This is a genomic window from Microvirga sesbaniae (assembly GCF_025460805.1).
Lineage (GTDB): Bacteria > Pseudomonadota > Alphaproteobacteria > Rhizobiales > Beijerinckiaceae > Microvirga > Microvirga sesbaniae.
In genome coordinates this window covers 215,859-234,228 of the sequence record NZ_JAMXFJ010000001.1, presented here as the reverse complement: position 1 = coordinate 234,228, position 18,370 = coordinate 215,859, and the positions used below count along the sequence as shown (strand labels likewise).

Here is an 18,370-nt window from a genome sequence, read left to right as displayed (position 1 = left end):
GCCTGCCGGGCGCGCTATGTAACCCCCTCGGTCTGAAAATTGCCCCGCTGGAGATACCGATGGCCTATCTGCCCGCCGAGAACCGCTACGACGAGATGCTCTACAATCGCTGCGGCCGCAGCGGGCTGCTGCTGCCGGCGATCTCGCTCGGGCTCTGGCATAACTTCGGCGAGGACAAGTCGGCCGCGACTGCCCGGGAGATCTGCCGGACGGCGTTCGATCTCGGCGTCACGCATTTCGATCTCGCCAACAATTACGGCCCTCCTCCGGGCTCGGCCGAGACCCTGTTCGGCGAAATCCTGCGCAACGATTTCCACGGGCTGCGCGACGAGCTCGTGATCTCCACCAAGGCCGGCTACCGCATGTGGCCCGGCCCCTACGGCGAATGGGGCAGCCGCAAGTATCTGCTCTCGAGCCTCGACCAGAGCCTCAAGCGCATGGGGCTCGACTATGTCGACATCTTCTACTCGCACCGCTTCGATCCGGACACGCCGCTCGAAGAGACCATGCTGGCACTCGATTCCGCCGTGCGGCAGGGCAAGGCGCTCTATGTCGGCCTCTCGTCCTACAACAGCCAGCGCACCCGCGAGGCCCTGGCCATCCTGCGCGAGCTCAAGACGCCCTGCGTCATCCATCAGCCGAGCTATTCCATGCTCAACCGCTGGGTCGAGGAGGACGGGCTGCTCGACACGCTCGAGGATCTCGGCATGGGGTCGATCGTGTTCTCGCCCTTGGCCCAGGGCATGCTGACCACGAAGTATCTCAACGGCATTCCCGAGGAGAGCCGCGCCGCCCAGGGCAAGTCCCTGCGCACGAGCTTCATCAACGACGACAACATCGCCCGCATCCGGGGCCTCAACGGCATCGCCGAGCGGCGCGGCCAGACCCTGGCGCAGATGGCTCTGGCCTGGGTTCTGCGCGGCGGACGCGTCACCTCGGCGCTCATCGGGGCGAGCCGGCCCGAACAGGTCGTCGACTGCGTCGGCGCGCTCAAGAACCTGTCGTTCACCGCCGACGAGCTCGCCGAGATCGACCAATATGCCGGCGAAGGCAACCTGAACCTCTGGGCCGCCTCGGCCGAGCGGAAGGGCCCGTCCCGGTAATCCACACCCTAGCACCAGACCCGAACGCGGAAAGCCCTCTCGGGTCTGGTGCTCCAACGTCGCGTTGGGCATGATCGCCAGTGGACAACGGAGCCCGCCCTTTGTCGACGCGGCCTTCTTTTTCCCGGAGCGCGGGTTCACAAAGCGCGGGAAAGTCCCCAGCTTCCGGGGGACTACCCCTTCGGAGGGACTTGAGAAGTCGGTTAACAAATGGTTAAAGCCAAGCTTCGTACGCCATTTGACCGAAGGTCACTTCCATGGTTCCCGTCACCGCTCTCGATAACCGTCGGCAAGCCAGGCGCTTCCCCACGCATCACCCTGCGAAGATCATGCTGGGTCCCGAGGCGATGATCTCCTGCACGGTGAAGGATATCTCCACCGGCGGAGCCAGGATCGCGGTCAAGCGGCACACGGACCTGCCGGAAACCTTCGAGCTGTACATCGCAGCGCACGACCTGCAGGTGCGCCGGGCACGGGTCTGCTGGCGCCATGGGGATTTCGCCGGCATCGCATTCAGCGCCGAGGAGGCCGACATGGCTCCGGCCGGCGAAGCCGCCGAGGCGCTGAGCTTCGCGGCTTGCCTCGACCAGGCCGCCATGCCGGCCCATCTCGCGTCCAAGCCGGCGCGCAAGGATCTCAAGCTCTATCGCACCACGGTCTGATCGAACGCCGTCCCGTTGATCGGGGCGCCGTTCAGGTCGTCGGTGTGACGTCGATCTTGAACCACTTCTCCGACAGCTTCTTGATCGTGCCGTCCGCCTTGGCGGCCGCGATCGCCTCGTTGAACATGGCCTTCAGATCGGCCTCCTCCTTGCGCAGCCCCACGCCGACGCCGGGGCCGAGCAGCCCGCCGGTGATCGAGGGTCCGACGATGGCGAAGTCCTTGAACTCGGGCTTGCGCAGGGTTCCGCCCAGCGCGGTGGCGTCCGCCAGAACCGCGTCGATGCGGCCGGCCGCCAGATCGAGATCGTGCTGCTCCGTGGTCTTGTACTCACGGATCTCGGCCACGTCCTTCAGGTACTTGTCGGCGAAGTTCGAGTGGATGGTCGAGGTCTGCACCCCGACGGTCTTGCCCTTCAGGAGCGGCTTCAGGTCGGCGATGGCCTTCTCGGCGGCCGCCTGCTGGGTCGACAGGTTGAAGGCCTGACCGGTGCCCGGCATCTTGGCGAGCGGAGAATCCTTCGACACGAGGAAGCCGTTGGGCCCGGCCGCATAGGGGTTCGAGAAATCGATGGTCTTCTTGCGCTCGTCGGTGATGCTCATGCCGGCCATGATGGCGTCGTACTTCTTGGCGGTGAGCGCCGGGATGATGCCGTCCCAGTCCTGGGCGACGATCTCGCACTTCACCTTCATGCGGGCGCACAGCTCGTTGGCCAGATCGACCTCGAAGCCCTCGAGCTTGCCGCCCGGCCCGGTGAAGTTCCACGGCTCGTAGGCGCCTTCCGTCGCGATCTTGACGGTGTCCCACTTCTTGCCCTGGGCGAGAGCGCCGCCGACCGCCAGGGCGGCGCCGAGGAGAGAGACACCAACGATTCGTGAGACCTTCATTGCCGTTCTCCTGACTCAAAGGGTTGGTCCGAGGCGAGAGAGGGCTGCCCGCGCTCCTTCGAAGGAGAGGAGATCGGCCCGATGCGACGGCCAGGAGCCGCCAAGGCGCCGGGCCACTGCGCGCTCAGCACGTCATCACGCCTCTGCTGGGAAACGCCCGGGCACCGGGGCCGTGTTCCCTCGGCCGTCGGGCCCAAAAGGGGGGCCCACATTTCACGTCCGATGCGCTAGCGCCGTCCGAACAGGCGCTCGATATCCGTCAGCTTGAGCTCGACATAGGTCGGCCGGCCGTGATTGCACTGGCCTGAGAGCGGCGTCGCCTCCATCTCGCGCAGCAGGGCGTTCATCTCCTCGGGCCGCATGCGTCGTCCGGCCCGGATGGAACCGTGGCAGGACATGCGCGAGAGCACCGCGTCGAGGCGCTCCTCCAGCGGGCTCGCGGCCCCCTGCCCCCATTCCGCCAGCGCGTCGGCCACATCCTGCACCAGCGCCTTGATGCGCCCGCCCGCGAGCGCGGACGGCACTTCGCGCACGAGCAGAGCACCATGGCCGAACGGCTCGACCACGAGACCGAGCTCCTCCAGGGACGAAGCCTCGGCCAGCACCCGGTCCGCGTCCACGAGGTCGAGGTCGACCACTTCGGGGATCAGCAGCAATTGCCGGGCGATGCCCGCCGAGGCGCGCTCACGCTTCAGCCGCTCGTAGACCAGGCGCTCATGGGCGGCATGCTGATCCACGATGACGATGCCGTCCTGGGTCTGCGCGACGATGTAGGTGCCGTGCAGCTGCGCGCGGGCGGCGCCCAGAGGCGCCTCCCCGGCCTCGGGCTCGACCTCTTGGGTCGCCGCCCGGCTGTCGGCGGACGGAACCGACAGATCGGACAGGCTCGCCTGCCTGTCCGCGAAGCCGGAAGCGTTCGCATGGGGCCGCTCCGGCGCATCGAGCGGCGCCTGCCAGTTGGCGAAGGCGCTGGTCGGCCGGATCGCATGGGTACGGTGCGGATAGGCCTGGCGCATGGGCAGCGCGCCTTGCGGGCGCAGGCTCTCCAGCGTGCGCGTCCCGCCCGTGGACGACGCCCGGAAGGCGGTGCGGGTGATCGCCTCCTTCAGCGCACCGACCACGAAGCCGCGCACGAAGGCCGGATCGCGGAAGCGCACCTCGGTCTTGGCCGGATGCACGTTGACGTCCACCGCCCGGGGATCGAGATCGATCATGATGGCGAGGACCGGATGCCGGTCGGACGCCATCACGTCCGCGTAGGCGCCGCGCACGGCGCCGAGCAGCAGCTTGTCCCGCACGGGCCGGCCGTTGACCACGAAATGGATCGCCGTTCCGGTGCCGCGGTGATAGGTCGGCAGGCTTGCGAAACCGGTAAGCCGCACGCCCTCGCGCTCGACCCCGATGGCCATGGCGTTCTCGTGGAACTCGGATCCGAGCACCCGCGAGAGACGGCGCAGGAATCCGTGCTCGCCGGGCTCCTCCGGCGGGTAGGTGAAGGCGGTCAGGTGTTCGCCCGACAGGGTGAAGCGGACCGTGGGATGCGCGATGGCGAGCCGCTTGACGATCTCGGCCACCGCCTGCGCCTCGGAGCGGTCGCTCTTCAGGAATTTCAGGCGCGCCGGCGTGGCGGAGAACAGATCCGTCACCTCGACCCGGGTGCCCTTCGCGGCCGGGGCCGGGCGCACGGGGCCTTTCACCCCCGCCTCCACCAGGATGGAGGAGCCGGTCTCCGCCTCCGCGGTTCGCGTCACGATGGACAGGCGCGCGACCGCCCCGATGGACGGCAGCGCCTCGCCCCGGAAACCCAGGGTGTCGATCGAGAACAGGTCGCCATCCGGAAGCTTGGAGGTGGCGTGGCGCTCGACGGCGAGCTCGAGATCCTCCGGGGTCATGCCGCGACCGTCGTCGACGATGCGGATCAGGCGCCGTCCACCGGCCTCGACGGCGATCTCGATGGAGGCCGCGCCCGCATCGACCGCATTCTCCACCAGCTCCTTCACGGCCGCGGCCGGACGCTCGACGACCTCGCCGGCGGCGATGCGGTCGACCAGAATGGGATCGAGGCGGCGAACAGGCATGCGGGGCGTCCCGGCTCCGGATTCGAGAATAGGGAAGATAGGGGCTGACCGCGACGGAAACCAGAACGCGCGACGTTATTCCCCTGCTCTCTCCGGCTCTCGCCGGGGGCTCGAGGCCGCCATGTGAGGCTGCCCCCTCTCCCGTCATCACCGGCCTTGTGCCGGTGATCCCGATGAGACGAGGCTGGGTGCTTTTCCGACCGGGATGGCCGGCACAGGGCCGGCCATGACGTGGCGGGTGGGACGTCCCGTTGTTACCCTTGCGCCAGATACTCCTTGGCCAGGAGCTTGGCCTCCTCCACGGCAGGCTGGTCGAACGGGTCGACCCCCATGGCGTAGCCGGCCAGGATCGTCTCCAGCATGAAATGCATGAGAAGCTCGCCCAGGGCGCGCTCGTTCAGGGTCTCGACATGGATCTGCCGGGTCGGGCGGCTGTTCTTGGCGAAGGTGTCGGCCATGGCGCGGCCCTGGGCGGCCACCAGGTCCCCGATGGTCTTGCCGGCGAACGCGGCCTGACCCGCACGCTTGGCCAGGGATGCGTCCATCACGGGCCCCTTCCCGGCGACGCCCGTGGTCAGCACCGTGAACAGCTTGTCGTTGGGGCCGGCGAGATAGAGCTGCTGCTGGCTGTGCTGGTCCACCGGGCCGATGGCGGCGACCGGCTGCGTGCCCTTGCCGTCCTTGCCGACGCTCTCGGCCCAGAGCTGGACCCACCAGCGGGTGAAGCGCTCGAGCCGGTCCGCATAGGCCATCGTCACCGCGATGCCCTTGCCGGCCTTGGCGGCCGCCACGTTGAGCGCGGCCCCCAGGGCGGCCGGCGCGTCCTTGGCCGCGGCCCCGCTGCGGAACGGCGCGTAGGCGTCGGCCGCGCCCTGCCGGATGGCGTCGATGTCCAGACCGAGCACCGCGGCCGGCAGGAGCCCCACATTGGTCAGCACCGAATAGCGCCCGCCGATGCCGGTATGGTGCTCCAGGAAGCGCACGCCCTCCGGCTCCAGGAGATCGCGAAGGGCGTTCTTGCCGCCGTCCTTGCGAGGCTCGGACAGGCCGAGGAACAGATCGTTGGGATGGGAGCGCAGGCCGGCCTTTTCCAGGGCCGTGAGCACCGCGATGGTCTGCATCAGCGTCTCGCCCGTGCCCCCGGATTTAGAGATCGCCACGAACTTGCTCGATGAGAGCGGGAGCTTGTGCAGGATGCGGTCGAAGGTGATCGGATCGAGATTGTCGAGGAAGTGGATGCGGGGGCTCTCTGTGAAGCGGCCCGTGCCCGGCACCGCGTAATCCTTCAGCTGCGCGAGGGTCTGTCCGCCGAGGCTCGATCCGCCGACGCCGAGAATGACCACGTCGGTCGCATCGTCGCGCAGGAAAGCGGCCGCCTCGCGGATGCCGGCCAGATCGTCGGTGGTGCGCGGCATGTGGAGAAGCGGCAGCCGGCCCGACGCATCGTCCTCGGCCAGCCGCTTCATGGCCTCGCCGACGAGGCCCAGCGCATCGTCGAGCGCCGCCTGCGGCAGACCGCCTTCCCCGATATTGGTGTCAAGGGCAAGATCGATCGATTGCTGCAGGGCCATGGGCGTACTCCGACTCGTTCAAAGCAGGAGCGAAAGATTAGGGCAGAGCGGCGCCGGAGGCTAGGGCCGTGGGAGCGGGCGCGAGGTGTCTGCTCCGGCCGGCTGTTCGGGAGCGCGGCGCCCCTCGGATCGCGGTCACCGGGACATGCCCGGTGACCAGGTGGCGGTCACACGCCGGTTGGCCGGCCGGCGATCACCGTGAGCATCCGGCCGTCGCCGAAGATCTGCGCGGCAGCCTTGCGGATGTCCGCCTGCGTCACGGCAGCGACCAGGCCGTTCCGACGGGCGATGTAGTCGATGCCGAGGCCTTCGAACGCGATCTGCGCCAGGGTGTGGGCGATCTTCGTCGAGGTGTCGAAGCCGAGGGCGTAGGAGCCGGTGAGGTAATCCTTCGCCTTCTGCAGCTCCTCGTCGGACGGGCCTTCGCTCGTCAGCTTCGCCATCTCGTCCGCGATGACGTCGAGCGCCTCGACCACGCGCTCGTTCTTGGTGGCGGTGTAGCCCCAGGTCATGCTGGCCGAACGGTAGCTCACGAGGGAGGTGCCGACGCTGTAGGCGAGGCCGCGCTTCTCGCGCACTTCCTGGAACAGGCGCGAGGTGAACGCGCCGCCGCCGAGGATGTGGTTGAGCACATAGGCCGGGATGAAGCCCGGATCGCGCCAGGCGATGCCGTTCATGCCGAAGCGGATGACCGATTGGGGCACGTCGAGATCGACAACGATGCGCGTTCCGAGCTTCTGCAGCGAGGCGGTCTCGATGAGGCCGAGGGCCGGGGCTTCCGGCAGGAAGCCGAACACCTTGTCGAGCAGAGCGGAGAGGTCGTCGCCGCCGATGGCGCCCACCACGGCGATCTTGACGCGGCCGCGGGCGATGATGGCCTTGTGCATGGCGACGAGATCGTCGCGGGTGATCGCCGCGACGCTCTCGGGCGTGCCCGAGGTTGGACGCCCGTAGGGATGGCCGGAGAAGCCCTCCTCGAAGAAGCGGCGCGTCGCCATGACGCCCGGATCGTTCTGCTGGTACTTCAGGCCCGCGATGGTCTGGGCGCGCACGCGCTCGATGGCATCCTGGTCGAAGCGCGGTTCGGTCAAGGCGAGCCGCAGCAGATCGAAGGCTTCGTCCGCGTGCTTGACCAGCGTCTTCAGGGAGCCGCCGAGGGCGTCGTTGCCCGCATTGAACGACAGCTCGATGGCATGGGCCGCCAGGCGCTCCTGGAAGGCGTCGGAATCGTACTCGCCGGCTCCTTCGTCGAGCAGGCGCGCGAGCATCTGCGCCACGCCGGGCTTGTCCGCGGGATCGTGCGCCGAGCCCCCCTCGAAGATGAAGGAAACGGCGATCAGCGGAACCACGTCGGACTCGACGTGCCATGCCTCGACCCCACGGGCGGAGGTCAGCGCCTTCACCGTGGTCGGAGACGAGGACATGGTTTCGACAGAAGCTGTCATGGGCACCTCGGTTCTTGTGCAGGCGGGCTTTTTAGGAGACCGGCTTCTGCAGATAGCCCGTCACGGAACGGCGGGGAATGAGATAGCGCTCGGCCGCGGAGGCGAGATCGTCCTTCTGGATGGTTTCGATCTCGACCGGCCAGCGGCGCACCTCCTCGATGGTCTCGCCGATGGCGAGCGCCGAGCCGTAGATGCGGGCGAGCGAGGATTGGCTGTCGGTGGAATAGATCGTCTCGGCCACGAGGCGCGTCTTGGCGCGTTCGATGGAATCCCCGTCGAGCGCCTCGGCCGGAATGGTCTTGAGCACCTGATCGACGGCCTCTTCCAGCGCCTGCAGCGACACGCCTTCGGCCGGCACGGCATAGACGCAGAAGCGCGTATCCTCCATGGCGGAGGACATGTACCAGGCGCCGGCGTTCACGGCGATGCCGCGCTCCATCACGAGCTTGCGGTAGAGATACGAGGTCGGCCCGCCGCCGATCACCTCGGCGAGAAGCTCGAGCGAGTAGCAGTCGCGCTGCGAGGCCGTGCGGCAGGACGGTACGAGGTAGAGCCGCTGCATGGTCGGCTGCTCGACCTTCGGATCGGCCACGGTGATGTGGCGCGCCGCCACGGGCTCGGGCTCGCGCGGACGCATCCGGACCGGACGCTTGCCCTGCGGGGCGATGCAGCCGTAGGTGGCGTCGGCCAGCCGGCGCACCTCGTCCTCGCTAACGTCGCCCGCCACGACCAGAATGCCGTTCTCGGGCGTGTAGAAGCGGCGATAATAGTCGAGCGCATGATCGCGGTTGAGCGTCTCGATCTCGTGCATCCAGCCGATGATCGGAATGCCGTAGGGGTGATGCACGAACAGGGAAGCCGCCATCGCTTCGGAGAGCTGCGCCGACGGATCGGTCTCGACGCGCATGCGGCGCTCTTCGAGCACCACGTCGCGCTCGGGCGCGATGACGGATTCCTCCAGGAGGAGGTTCGTCATGCGGTCGGCCTCGAACTCCATCATGGTCTTGAGGTTCTCGCGGGCGACGCGCTGGAAATAGGCCGTGTAGTCGAAGGACGTGAACGCATTCTCCTGACCGCCGAGGCCCGAGACCACCTTCGAGAACTCCCCGGCCGGGTGCTTCTCCGTGCCCTTGAACATCAGATGCTCGAGGAAATGCGCGATGCCCGACTGTCCGAGCGGATCATCGGCCGAACCGTTGCGGTACCAGATCATATGCGTGACCACAGGGACCCGGCGGTCCGGGATGACCACGACGTCGAGACCATTGTCGAGCGTGAAGGAGGACAGGTTCGGGCCACTGCCTTCCGTCCGCCCGAAGGAGGCGGCGTCAGCGCGAAGAAGGGGCTTTGAGGCGGTGTCCATGACGTTTCAACCTTGGCGACATCAATGCGTTTCGCAGGGTGGTTCCTACGGGATAGTCAAATTAGGAGGCTATGCAAGCGAAGCCGCTGATCTTTCCTGTGCGGCGCGAATTGTCCGGAAGTGTCGGAGCAGGCTTGGCTTTTGATGGCCCCATAACGGTTTCAGGCGAACGGGTCGATCCGTTCGCCTGAAGGAAGGAAGGAGGAGACAATGCTTACTGCCTGCTCTGCTGCTGGCGGAGATAGGCCGACGGGCTGTCGGGATCGCCGGACACGATCGGATCGGCCGTGGCCTTGATGCGGCGGCCGCCCTGGGCCTTGAGCAGATCGCCCGGAGGATCGCTGAGATAGCGCCGGTCGAGGCCGTTGCCTTCGAGCTGCGGCTTGTCCTCCTTGGAGAAGGCGCGCAGCTCGTCGGGGCTCATGCGGGCGATATCGGCCTGCCGGCCGACCGGGTATTGCGGGCCGGCGGCCACGGCGTTGGGATTGCGTCCGGCGCGCATCTCCTCGATGGAGAGACGCTTGCCTTCCGTGTTCTTGTAGAGTTCGGAACTGGTGTAGGGCATGCGGGCTTCGGCCGCGGCCTTGCGGCGGGCCGCCACGTCCGGATCCTTGGGCCAGTTGGCGTTGCGCGCCTCGGCACCGCTGCTCGCGACCGGGGCCGGCAGATCCATCTTGGGCGGAAGCACGAGCGGCGCGCGCTCGTTGTAGGTGATGGGGGCCTTCTCCTTGGGAATGATGCCGATGGCGCCGAGGATGCTCTTCACGGCCTCGCCTTCCTCGGCCGAAGCGCCGGTGGCGGCGATCAGAAGCGCCAAGGCCCCCGCGCGGCCTATGATTTTCATTCCCTTCATGGCACCCACCATTCGTTTCTCATTGTGGCCGGAAGGCCTGATCGCTCATTCTGGCGAACATATGGCAAACGGCGCCACAAAATATCGTTATTTCGCCCGCCGCCCCTCCAGGACGAAGGAGTCATAAAGCAAACCAACCACCCCCGCAACGATGGCGGCATCGGCCACGTTGAACACGTACCAGGACCAGGTTCCCACATGGATCTGGATGAAATCGAACACGGCCCCGTAGGCCAGCCGGTCGATGACGTTCCCGATCGCCCCGCCGACGATCAGGCCGAGGGACGCGGCCAGAAGCTTGGCCGTGGTGCGCCGGATCCAGAACGACAGGCCGATGGCGGCCAGGATCGAGATGACGATCAGCCCCCAGCGGCCGATCTCCGAGTTCTGCTGGAACAGACCGTAGGAAATGCCCCGGTTCCACACCACGATCAGGTTGACGAAGGGAGCGAACGCGACCGGCTCCCTCACCGGCAGATCGTAGACGAACAGGGTATAGAGCTTGGTGGCCTGATCGAGCACCAGGGTGAGCAGGGCCGCCGTGAAGCCCAGGACGGCGGCGGCCGACAGGCCCTTCTGGACCGCCCGGCCCCTGCCTCTTCCTTTCGAACTCCCGCCTTTCGAGCTCCCCGACCGGTTCGCGGGGCGCGAACGCGGCGAACCGGCCTGCGGGGTCATCCCCGCATCCGTCAGCGGCACGCCGGAATCGTCGGGCTTGCTCATTCCGCCGCCGCCTTCAGCTGGTCCCATTCGCGCAGGGCCGCCGCGTCGCGGGGCGTCACGTCCGGGTAATCGGGATCGGCCCCGACATCGGGTGTGACCTTCCAGGAGCGGGCGCATTTGCGGCCCTGGGCCAGGGCCGGCACGACCGCCACGCCCTTGACGTCCTCGAGGCGGAAGGCGTCGGCCGGGCCTTCGCCCTGCACCACCTGGATGCCCGACGTGATGCAGATCTCGGCGAGGTCCAGGCCTTGGACGGCCCGGAACAGGCTCTCGTCGGCGATGTGGACGACGGGCGCCGCCTCCAGGCTCGCGCCGATGCGCTTCTGCGCGCGCTCGATCTCCAGCGCGCCGGTGACGACGCGGCGGACGCGGCGGACCTTCGCCCAGCGTTCGGCGAGCGCCTCGTCGCGCCACTCGGCCGGCACCTGCGGGAAGGTTTCCAGATGCACCGATTCCGCCTGCGGATAGCGGGCGAGCCAGGACTCCTCCGCCGTGAAGGCGAGGATCGGGGCGATCCAGGCCGCGACGCAGCGGAAGGTCTGGTCGATCACCGTGAGGGCGCTCTTGCGCACCTTGCCGGAGATCGGATCGCAGTAGAGCGAGTCCTTGCGGATGTCGAAATAGAACGCCGACAGGTCCGTGGTCATGAACGAGGTCAGCAGCGCGACCACGCGCTTGTAGTCGTAGTTGCCATAGGCCTCGCGCACCTCGCCGCCGAGTTCGACCAGGCGGTGCAGCACGAAGCGCTCGAGATCGGGCATCTCGTCGAACGCGACCGTGTCGGCCTCGCGGAAATGCGCCAGCGAGCCCAGCATCCAGCGGATCGTGTTGCGCAGCTTGCGGTAGGTCTCGGCCGTCGTCTTGATGATCTCCGGACCGATGCGCTGATCGTCCCAGTAATCGACCGACGCGGTCCAGAGGCGCAGGATGTCGGCGCCGTATTCCTTGATGATGCTCTGCGGCGCGACCGTGTTGCCGAGCGACTTCGACATCTTGCGGCCCTGCTCGTCGAGGGTGAAGCCGTGCGTGACGACGATGTCGTAGGGCGCGCGGCCGCGCGTGCCGCAGCTCTCGAGCAGCGAGGAGTGGAACCAGCCGCGGTGCTGGTCCGAGCCTTCGAGATACATGACCTGGTCGGGCCCGCCGTCCACCTTGCGCGTCACCTTCAAGTCCTCGCGCTTCTCGAGCGCGAAGGCGTGGGTGCAGCCGGAATCGAACCAGACGTCGAGGATGTCGTTGATCTTGTCGAAATCGCCAAGGTCGTAGCCGCCGGCCTTCAGGAAGCGCGATCCGTCATCGGCATACCAGGCATCCGCGCCCTCCTGCTCGAAGGCTTGCGCGATGGCGTCGTTGACGCGTTCGTCCTTGAGGATCTCGTTGGTGCCCTTCCGGACGAAGACCGCGATCGGCACACCCCAGGCGCGCTGGCGCGAGACCACCCAGTCGGGCCGGTTCTCGATCATGCCGGTGATGCGGTTCTCGCCGGTTTCGGGCACCCACTCGACGGTCTTGATGCCGTGCAGCGCGCGCTGGCGCAGGGTGTCGCCGTGAGCGTCGAGCGGCTTGTCCATCGAGATGAACCATTGCGGCGTGTTGCGGAAGATCAGCGGACCCTTCGAGCGCCAGGAGTGCGGATACTGGTGCTTGAGGCGCCCGCGCGCGACGAGCGCCCCGACCTCGACGAGCTTCTTGATCACCGCCTCGTTGGCGCCGGCATCCTTGCCCTTGTCGTCGTAGATGCGCTCGCCGGCGAAGAACGGCACGTCGGGGAAATACGACGAGTCCGGCGAGACCGTGTGCGGCACTTCCCTCGTGCCGCAGGCGGCGAAGACGTCGCGGTGCTTCACGTAGGTGTTGTAGTCGTCCGCGCCGTGGCCGGGCGCCGTGTGCACGAAGCCCGTGCCCGCGTCGTCGGTCACGTAGTCGGCCGGCAGGACCGGAACGCCGAAGTCCCAATAGCCATGCGCGCCCTTGAGCCCGCGGAACGGATGCGCGCAGCGCTCGATCATCACCGGGAGCACGTCCTTCACGCGCCTGTATTCGGCGACGCGCGCGGTGGCGAAGACATCGGCCGCGAGCTTGTCGGCGATGACGAGACGGTCGCCCACCTTGGCCCAGTTGTCGTCCGCCGCCTCCGTGACCTCGTAGAGGCCGTAGGCGATGGTGTCGCCATACGCGATGGCGCGGTTCGCCGGGATCGTCCAGGGGGTGGTCGTCCAGATGACCACGGACGCGCCGTCGAGATCGCCGTCCAGCGTGTTGGTGATCCTGAACTTCACCCAGATCGTCGTGGAGGTCTTCTCGTGGTACTCGACCTCGGCCTCGGCCAGCGCGGTCTTCTCCACGGACGACCACATGACCGGCTTGGAGCCGCGATAGAGCTGGTCGCTCACCGCGAACTTCATGATCTCGCGGGCGATCTGCGCTTCCGCATCGTAACTCATGGTCTGGTAGGGGTTCGTCCAGTCGCCCTCGACCCCCAGGCGCTTGAACTCCTCGCGCTGCACGTCGATCCACTTCTCGGCGAAGGCCCGGCATTCGCGGCGGAACTCGACGATGTCCACGTCGTCCTTGTTCTTGCCCTTTGCTCGGTACTCCTCCTCGATCTTCCACTCGATCGGCAGGCCATGGCAGTCCCAGCCGGGCACGTAGTTGGAATCAAAGCCCAGCATGCCCTGGGAGCGGACCACCATGTCCTTGAGGATCTTGTTCAGCGCATGGCCGATATGGATGTTGCCGTTGGCGTAGGGCGGGCCGTCATGCAGCACGAAGCGCGGACGGCCCTTCTGGACCTCGCGCAGGCGCTCGTAGAGCCGGTTCTCGTTCCAGCGCTGGAGGAGCAGTGGCTCCCGTTGCGGCAGGCCGGCCCGCATGGGGAACTCGGTCTGCGGCAGGAAGAGGGTTTCGGAATAGTCGCGGGCGGCGCTTTCGGGCTTGTCGGTCATCGTGGTCAATCGGTCTTGTGTGGCCCGTAAAATGAGGCGGGCGCATCGGGCTTCTGTCGGAGGCGAACGGCTAGGATCCCGGACCTTCGCGGGTCATGCGAAAGCCGGGCCGATAATTCGCGCAGCCCCTATGCGGGCGGCCAGCGGAGCCTGGGAAGCCGTGGACATGACGAGCCTTTTAGCAGCGCCGGGCCGGATAATAAAGCGCAGACGCATGGGTTTGCCGAACGGCCGGACCACCGGCCCGGAACCATCGCCACGGTTCCGATTTGCCCCCGCGCGGGCCGAACGGGCCCGCGTCTCGAAGATGGAACCCTTCCCATGTCCCCGACCGGCTCGACCGGACCAAGACGGTGGTCCCGGCGCTCTCGCGCGGCCGGGAGAGCCTGGGTGAGGCCTTCTGTTCGCAGGCCCCGATCCGCTGCGGCATCCTCGCCCCCTGCCGGTCGAGGATGCCTCCGTCTTGTGGCCGGAGCAGACGAGTCCCTATATTCCGGTCGGTCGCATCACGGTTGAGCCTCAGGAGACCTGGAGCGACGGCAAAGCGGCCGCCATCGACGAGGGCCTGTCCTTCGATCCGTGGCTCGGCCTTGCCGCCCACAGGCCCCTCGGTGCCGTCATGCGCCAGCGTCGGACGGCTGTCGAGGCCTCCGTCGCGTTCAGGGCGGCCCTGACGGGCATTCGATCGAGGAGCCGAAGACGCTGGACGCCATTCCGGTGTAAGGTTTCTCCAAGCTGATTGAGAGGAAGAACAATGGCTCACTCCCCCGTGGACGAGAAGCGGCGCTCGAAGGCCGGCTTCGACCTCACCCCGCCCAGCCGCGAACAATTGCACGCCCTGGTGGCGAACCTCGACGACGAGGAGCGCCGGGTCCTGCTGGAGCACGGCACCGAGCGGCCGTTCTGCGGCATCTTCAACGAGGCCAAGGAGAAGGGCACCTATTGCTGCCGCCTCTGCGGCCTGCCGCTGTTCAACGCGGGCACCAAGTTCGAATCCGGCACCGGCTGGCCGAGCTTCTTCGACCCGATCGACCGCGAGCACATCGCGTTCGTGCGGGACACGAGCTACGGCATGGTCCGCACCGAGATCCGTTGCGCCCGCTGCGAGGGGCATCTCGGCCACGTGTTCAACGACGGCCCGCCGCCGACCGGCGAGCGCTACTGCATGAACTCGGTGTCGATGCGCTTCGTGGCCGAAGGCGACCCGCTCCCGGACGAGCTGGGTCGAGGAGCCCCGGAGGGCGAAGCGGCGGGCTGACGCCCACCATGGGCGTCCCTCTTCAGGAAACGGGCCGGCACGCGGAGGCGGACTTCTACGCCCGCCTGCCGGTCTTCGACCATTTCTCCCAATTGACCGATCCCGGGCTCTACATGCCCGTGCCGGACGATTGGGTGCTGGGCCTCAGCGACATCGTGCGCTCGACCGGCGCCATCGCGGCCGGGCGCTACAAGGAGGTCAACACGGCGGCCGCCTCCGTGATCGCGGCTGTGGCCAACAGGCTCGGCACGAGCGAATTCCCCTTCGTGTTCGGCGGCGACGGAGCAAGCTTCGCCCTGCCGGCCTCTCAATCCGGTCCCGCCCGCGAGGCGCTGGCCGCCGTGGCCGCCTGGGTGCGGGACGTCTTCGGCTTCGAGCTGCGCATCGCCATGGTTCCGGTTGCGGAGATCCGGGCCAAGGGCCACGACGTGCGGATCGCCCGCTTCGCGGCCTCCCCCGACGTGTCCTACGCCATGTTCTCCGGCGGCGGCCTCGCCTATGCCGAGCGGCGGATGAAGGACGGCGCCTTCGCGGTGCCTCCGGCGCCGCCCGGCACCCTGCCCGATCTGACCGGGCTGACCTGCCGCTTCGACGAGATCACCCCCCAGCGCGGCGTCATCCTGTCCCTGATCCTGCTGCCCGAGCCCACGGCGGGCCCGGACGCCTTCAACACCCTCGTCGGACAGGTCCTGTCCCTGGCCGAGGGCCAGGAGGCCGGCCGGCCTCTCCCCGAAAACGGACCGGCCCTGACCACGCCCTTCAGGGGCTTCGGCATCGAGGCGAAAACCGTCTCGCGGGATGGGGCGGGCCTTCTTACCTTAGGGAAATTGGCGGTCCGCCGCCTGATCTCGTTCCTGGTCTTCCGGTTCGGGCTCAAGGTCGGCCGCTTCGATCCGGTCCGCTACAGGCGCCAGCTGGTCGAGAACACGGATTTCCGCAAGTTCGACGACGGCCTGCGCATGACCCTCGACTGCACCCCGGCGCTCGCCGACCGGCTCGAAGCCCTGCTCTCGGAGGCGCGGCGGACGGGGATCGCCCATTACGGCCTGCACCGGCAGGAGGCCGCCCTCATGACCTGCTTCGTGCCTTCGGCGACCCGCAGCGACCATATCCACTTCGTCGACGGTGCCATGGGCGGCTACGCCATGGCCGCACAGGGGCTCAAGCCTGCCGCGTGAAGCGGGATCGCGCCGGAAGGAACGAAACGAGGATCGGGAAGGCCGGGACAAGCCCGGCCATGACATGGTTGGTTCTTGGGACGCTTCGGTGAGCTGCGTCAGATCATCGTGAGCCTCCGGCACCGCGTCGAACGATCAGCCGATCATCGAGACCGTCCTGTCCGCGGCCAGCATCCGCTTCGCCTCGACCGAATCCCGATCCATCCGGGCGATCAGCGCCTCGATGCCGTCGAAGCGTTCCTCGCCTCGGATCCAGCCGACGAACTCAACGTCCAGGGTTTGCCCGTACAGATCCCCGGAAAAATCGAACAGGTGCACCTCGAGGAGCGGGGCGCCGTTGTCGAAGGTGGGCCTGCGGCCGAAGCTTGCGACGCCGTCGACCGGCCGGCCCGCCACGCTGGCCCTGACCGCGTAGATCCCGTGGCGGAGACGGCAATCGTCGGGAAGCCGCATGTTGGCGGTAGGGTAGCCGAGCTCCCGGCCGCGCTTGTCGCCGTGGCGCACCTGCGCCTGCACGAACCAGCGGTAGCCGAGAAGCCGGTTGGCCGTGGCGATGTCGCCCGCCTCCAGGGCCGCCCGGATGGCGCTGGAGGAGACCGGCTCCGTCCCCTCGACGATCGCAGGCGCGACCAGACAATCGAGCCCGCGCTCCCGGCACAGCTCCGCCATCCGGGCCGGATTGCCCTCGCGCCCGCGGCCGAAATGGAAATCGTGGCCGATCACCACGCCCGAGAGCCGGAGGTCCCGCGCCAGCAGATCGACGAAACCCGCCGCCGTCAGGGCCGCGAGGCCGCCGCTGAAGTGCCGCTGGAAGACCCCGTCGAGGCCCAGTCGCTCGAAGATCGCGAGCTTCACCGGCTCGGGCGTCAGGCGGAAGAGCGGCCTGTCGGGCTGGAAGAAGGTGCGCGGATGAGGCTCGAAGGTGACGACGGCGGACGGACGGCCGCTGGTCTGGGCCATCGTCAGGAGATGCCGGTGTCCCCGGTGCACGCCGTCGAAATTGCCGATGGCCGCTACGGCTCCCACGAGGCTCTCGGGCACGGGCTCGCCATCGCGGCAGATCGCGAACGGGGTGGGCATCGGGAGAGAGACCTCGGAACTCATCGGGCGGATATGGGTGCGGGCGCGACCCTGTCGAAAACCGGCCTGCGGGTCAAGGGAGGCGCTTTCGATTCAACCCGGCGGGGTTCACGGACGATGGCCCGCCCTCCGGCGTCATGGCCGGCCGGTCATCACCCGCCTCTCGCCGGCCATCCCGATGGGAAGGGCGCAACGCCTCACGGAAGCGGGATCACCGGGACAATCCCGGTGATGACAGTCTCACGTCCTGTCGCGCTCTACCAGGACAGGACTTCCGTGAAGGCCGTCGGCCGGACCGGCTGACGGTCGACCCAGTCCTGCACATGGTCCGAGACGAGGCCTCCGTTGTGGAGGCCCAGTTCCTCGGCGTGGATGCCGCGGGCGATCATGAGCGAGTCGATGCCGTAACCCGCCGCGCCCGCGATGTCCGTGCGGATCGCGTCGCCGACGGCGAGCACCTTCTCCTTCGGGATGGAACGTCCGGCGATTTCCGCCCCGACAGCGAGCGCCCGGTCGTAGACGGGACTATGCGGCTTGCCCGCATAGAAGACCTCGCCGCCCATCTCCTCGTAGGCGAGCGCGATCGTTCCCGCGCAGGGCAGGATCATGCTGCCGCGCTCCACGATGAGGTCCGGATTGGCGCAGACCATGAGCAGCTGCCGGCGCCGCATGGCCTCGAGCTGCGGCCGGTAGTCCTCGACCGTCTCCTCCTCGTCGTTGTCGAAGCCCGAGCAGACCACGTAATCGGCCTCGTCGATGGAGCCGAAGCGCACGTCGAGCCCGCCGTAGATCGGCATGTCCCGGGGCGGCCCGATATGGTGGACGATCCTGTCGATGCGCTCCGCGATGGCGAGCCGCGTCAGGTCTCCGGAGGTGACGATGGCGTCATAGGCCGTGCGGGGCACGCCGAAGCCGTCGAGCTGCGTTCCGACGGAGGCCCCGGGCCGGGGCGCGTTGGACACGAGGACGACCCGTCCGCCGTTGGCGCGGAACCGGGTGAGCGCATCGCTGGCCGCCTCGTAGGCCTTGACCCCGTTGTGGAGCACGCCCCAGACGTCGCACAGGACGAGATCGTAGTTGTCGGCGAGAGGCTGCAGGCCCTCGACGTGGACGGGACGGGACGGAGCGGTCATGAGGTCTCCCTGGCACATCGTGCGGACCGTGAGGGCCGCTGACGCGGCCCTGCCGGTCCGCGCCGAACGGTGTGCACATAGGGAATCGGCAT

At 67.8% G+C, this 18,370-nt stretch carries 14 protein-coding genes; 4 read left to right on the top strand and 10 right to left on the bottom strand.

Features of this window, described 5'->3' with window-relative positions; translation table 11 throughout:
- Positions 1 to 59 precede the first annotated feature (59 nt).
- On the top strand, positions 60 to 1,103 hold the full coding sequence (gene mgrA, locus OCW50_RS01060; protein WP_262296128.1) for an L-glyceraldehyde 3-phosphate reductase: 1,044 nt from the start codon (positions 60 to 62) through the stop codon (positions 1,101 to 1,103).
- Between the two features lie 257 nt (positions 1,104 to 1,360).
- Positions 1,361 to 1,765, top strand: coding sequence for a PilZ domain-containing protein (locus tag OCW50_RS01055; RefSeq protein ID WP_262268477.1), 405 nt, complete (start codon positions 1,361 to 1,363; stop codon positions 1,763 to 1,765).
- 31 nt (positions 1,766 to 1,796) lie between these two features.
- Here OCW50_RS01055 and OCW50_RS01050 read toward each other — a convergent pair whose 3' ends face one another.
- The 8 genes from OCW50_RS01050 to ileS form a co-directional block, all read right to left on the bottom strand.
- The gene (locus OCW50_RS01050) at positions 1,797 to 2,651 is read right to left on the bottom strand and encodes a lysine/arginine/ornithine ABC transporter substrate-binding protein (protein WP_262268476.1); all 855 of its coding nucleotides are present in this window, start codon (positions 2,649 to 2,651) and stop codon (positions 1,797 to 1,799) included.
- 227 nt (positions 2,652 to 2,878) lie between these two features.
- Complete coding sequence (gene mutL / locus OCW50_RS01045; RefSeq protein WP_262296127.1) at positions 2,879 to 4,729, bottom strand: DNA mismatch repair endonuclease MutL; 1,851 nt, start codon at positions 4,727 to 4,729, stop codon at positions 2,879 to 2,881.
- Positions 4,730 to 4,983: 254 nt separating this feature from the next.
- The gene (locus OCW50_RS01040; RefSeq protein WP_262296126.1) at positions 4,984 to 6,300 is read right to left on the bottom strand and encodes a phosphoglucose isomerase-related protein; all 1,317 of its coding nucleotides are present in this window, start codon (positions 6,298 to 6,300) and stop codon (positions 4,984 to 4,986) included.
- A gap of 167 nt (positions 6,301 to 6,467) precedes the next feature.
- On the bottom strand, positions 6,468 to 7,745 hold the full coding sequence (locus OCW50_RS01035) for a M16 family metallopeptidase (RefSeq protein ID WP_262296125.1): 1,278 nt from the start codon (positions 7,743 to 7,745) through the stop codon (positions 6,468 to 6,470).
- 31 nt (positions 7,746 to 7,776) lie between these two features.
- The gene (locus OCW50_RS01030; RefSeq protein WP_262296124.1) at positions 7,777 to 9,108 is read right to left on the bottom strand and encodes a M16 family metallopeptidase; all 1,332 of its coding nucleotides are present in this window, start codon (positions 9,106 to 9,108) and stop codon (positions 7,777 to 7,779) included.
- Between the two features lie 214 nt (positions 9,109 to 9,322).
- Entirely contained in the window at positions 9,323 to 9,961 is a 639-nt protein-coding gene (locus OCW50_RS01025; protein ID WP_262296123.1) for a hypothetical protein, read from the bottom strand.
- A gap of 87 nt (positions 9,962 to 10,048) precedes the next feature.
- Positions 10,049 to 10,513 (bottom strand): signal peptidase II, encoded by a 465-nt coding sequence (lspA, locus tag OCW50_RS01020; RefSeq protein ID WP_262268548.1) that lies wholly within the window; start codon positions 10,511 to 10,513, stop codon positions 10,049 to 10,051.
- Between the two features lie 167 nt (positions 10,514 to 10,680).
- On the bottom strand, positions 10,681 to 13,629 hold the full coding sequence (ileS, locus tag OCW50_RS01015) for an isoleucine--tRNA ligase (protein WP_262296122.1): 2,949 nt from the start codon (positions 13,627 to 13,629) through the stop codon (positions 10,681 to 10,683).
- Positions 13,630 to 14,383: 754 nt separating this feature from the next.
- Between ileS and msrB the strand changes: the two genes are divergently transcribed.
- Both msrB and OCW50_RS01005 read left to right on the top strand, forming a co-directional pair.
- Complete coding sequence (gene msrB, locus OCW50_RS01010) at positions 14,384 to 14,887, top strand: peptide-methionine (R)-S-oxide reductase MsrB (protein WP_262268469.1); 504 nt, start codon at positions 14,384 to 14,386, stop codon at positions 14,885 to 14,887.
- Between the two features lie 8 nt (positions 14,888 to 14,895).
- Entirely contained in the window at positions 14,896 to 16,065 is a 1,170-nt protein-coding gene (locus tag OCW50_RS01005) for a DUF3095 domain-containing protein (protein WP_262296121.1), read from the top strand.
- Positions 16,066 to 16,200: 135 nt separating this feature from the next.
- Here the strand turns inward: OCW50_RS01005 and OCW50_RS01000 are convergent, their stop codons facing one another.
- Positions 16,201 to 17,145 carry a bifunctional riboflavin kinase/FAD synthetase gene (locus OCW50_RS01000; protein WP_262296120.1) on the bottom strand — a complete coding sequence of 315 codons (945 nt, stop codon included), beginning with the start codon at positions 17,143 to 17,145 and terminating at the stop codon, positions 16,201 to 16,203.
- A 257-nt stretch (positions 17,146 to 17,402) separates the two neighbouring features.
- A complete protein-coding gene (locus OCW50_RS00995; RefSeq protein ID WP_262296119.1) occupies positions 17,403 to 18,278 on the bottom strand; it encodes a TIGR01459 family HAD-type hydrolase in 876 nt (291 codons plus the stop codon).
- Positions 18,279 to 18,370: the final 92 nt, after the last annotated feature.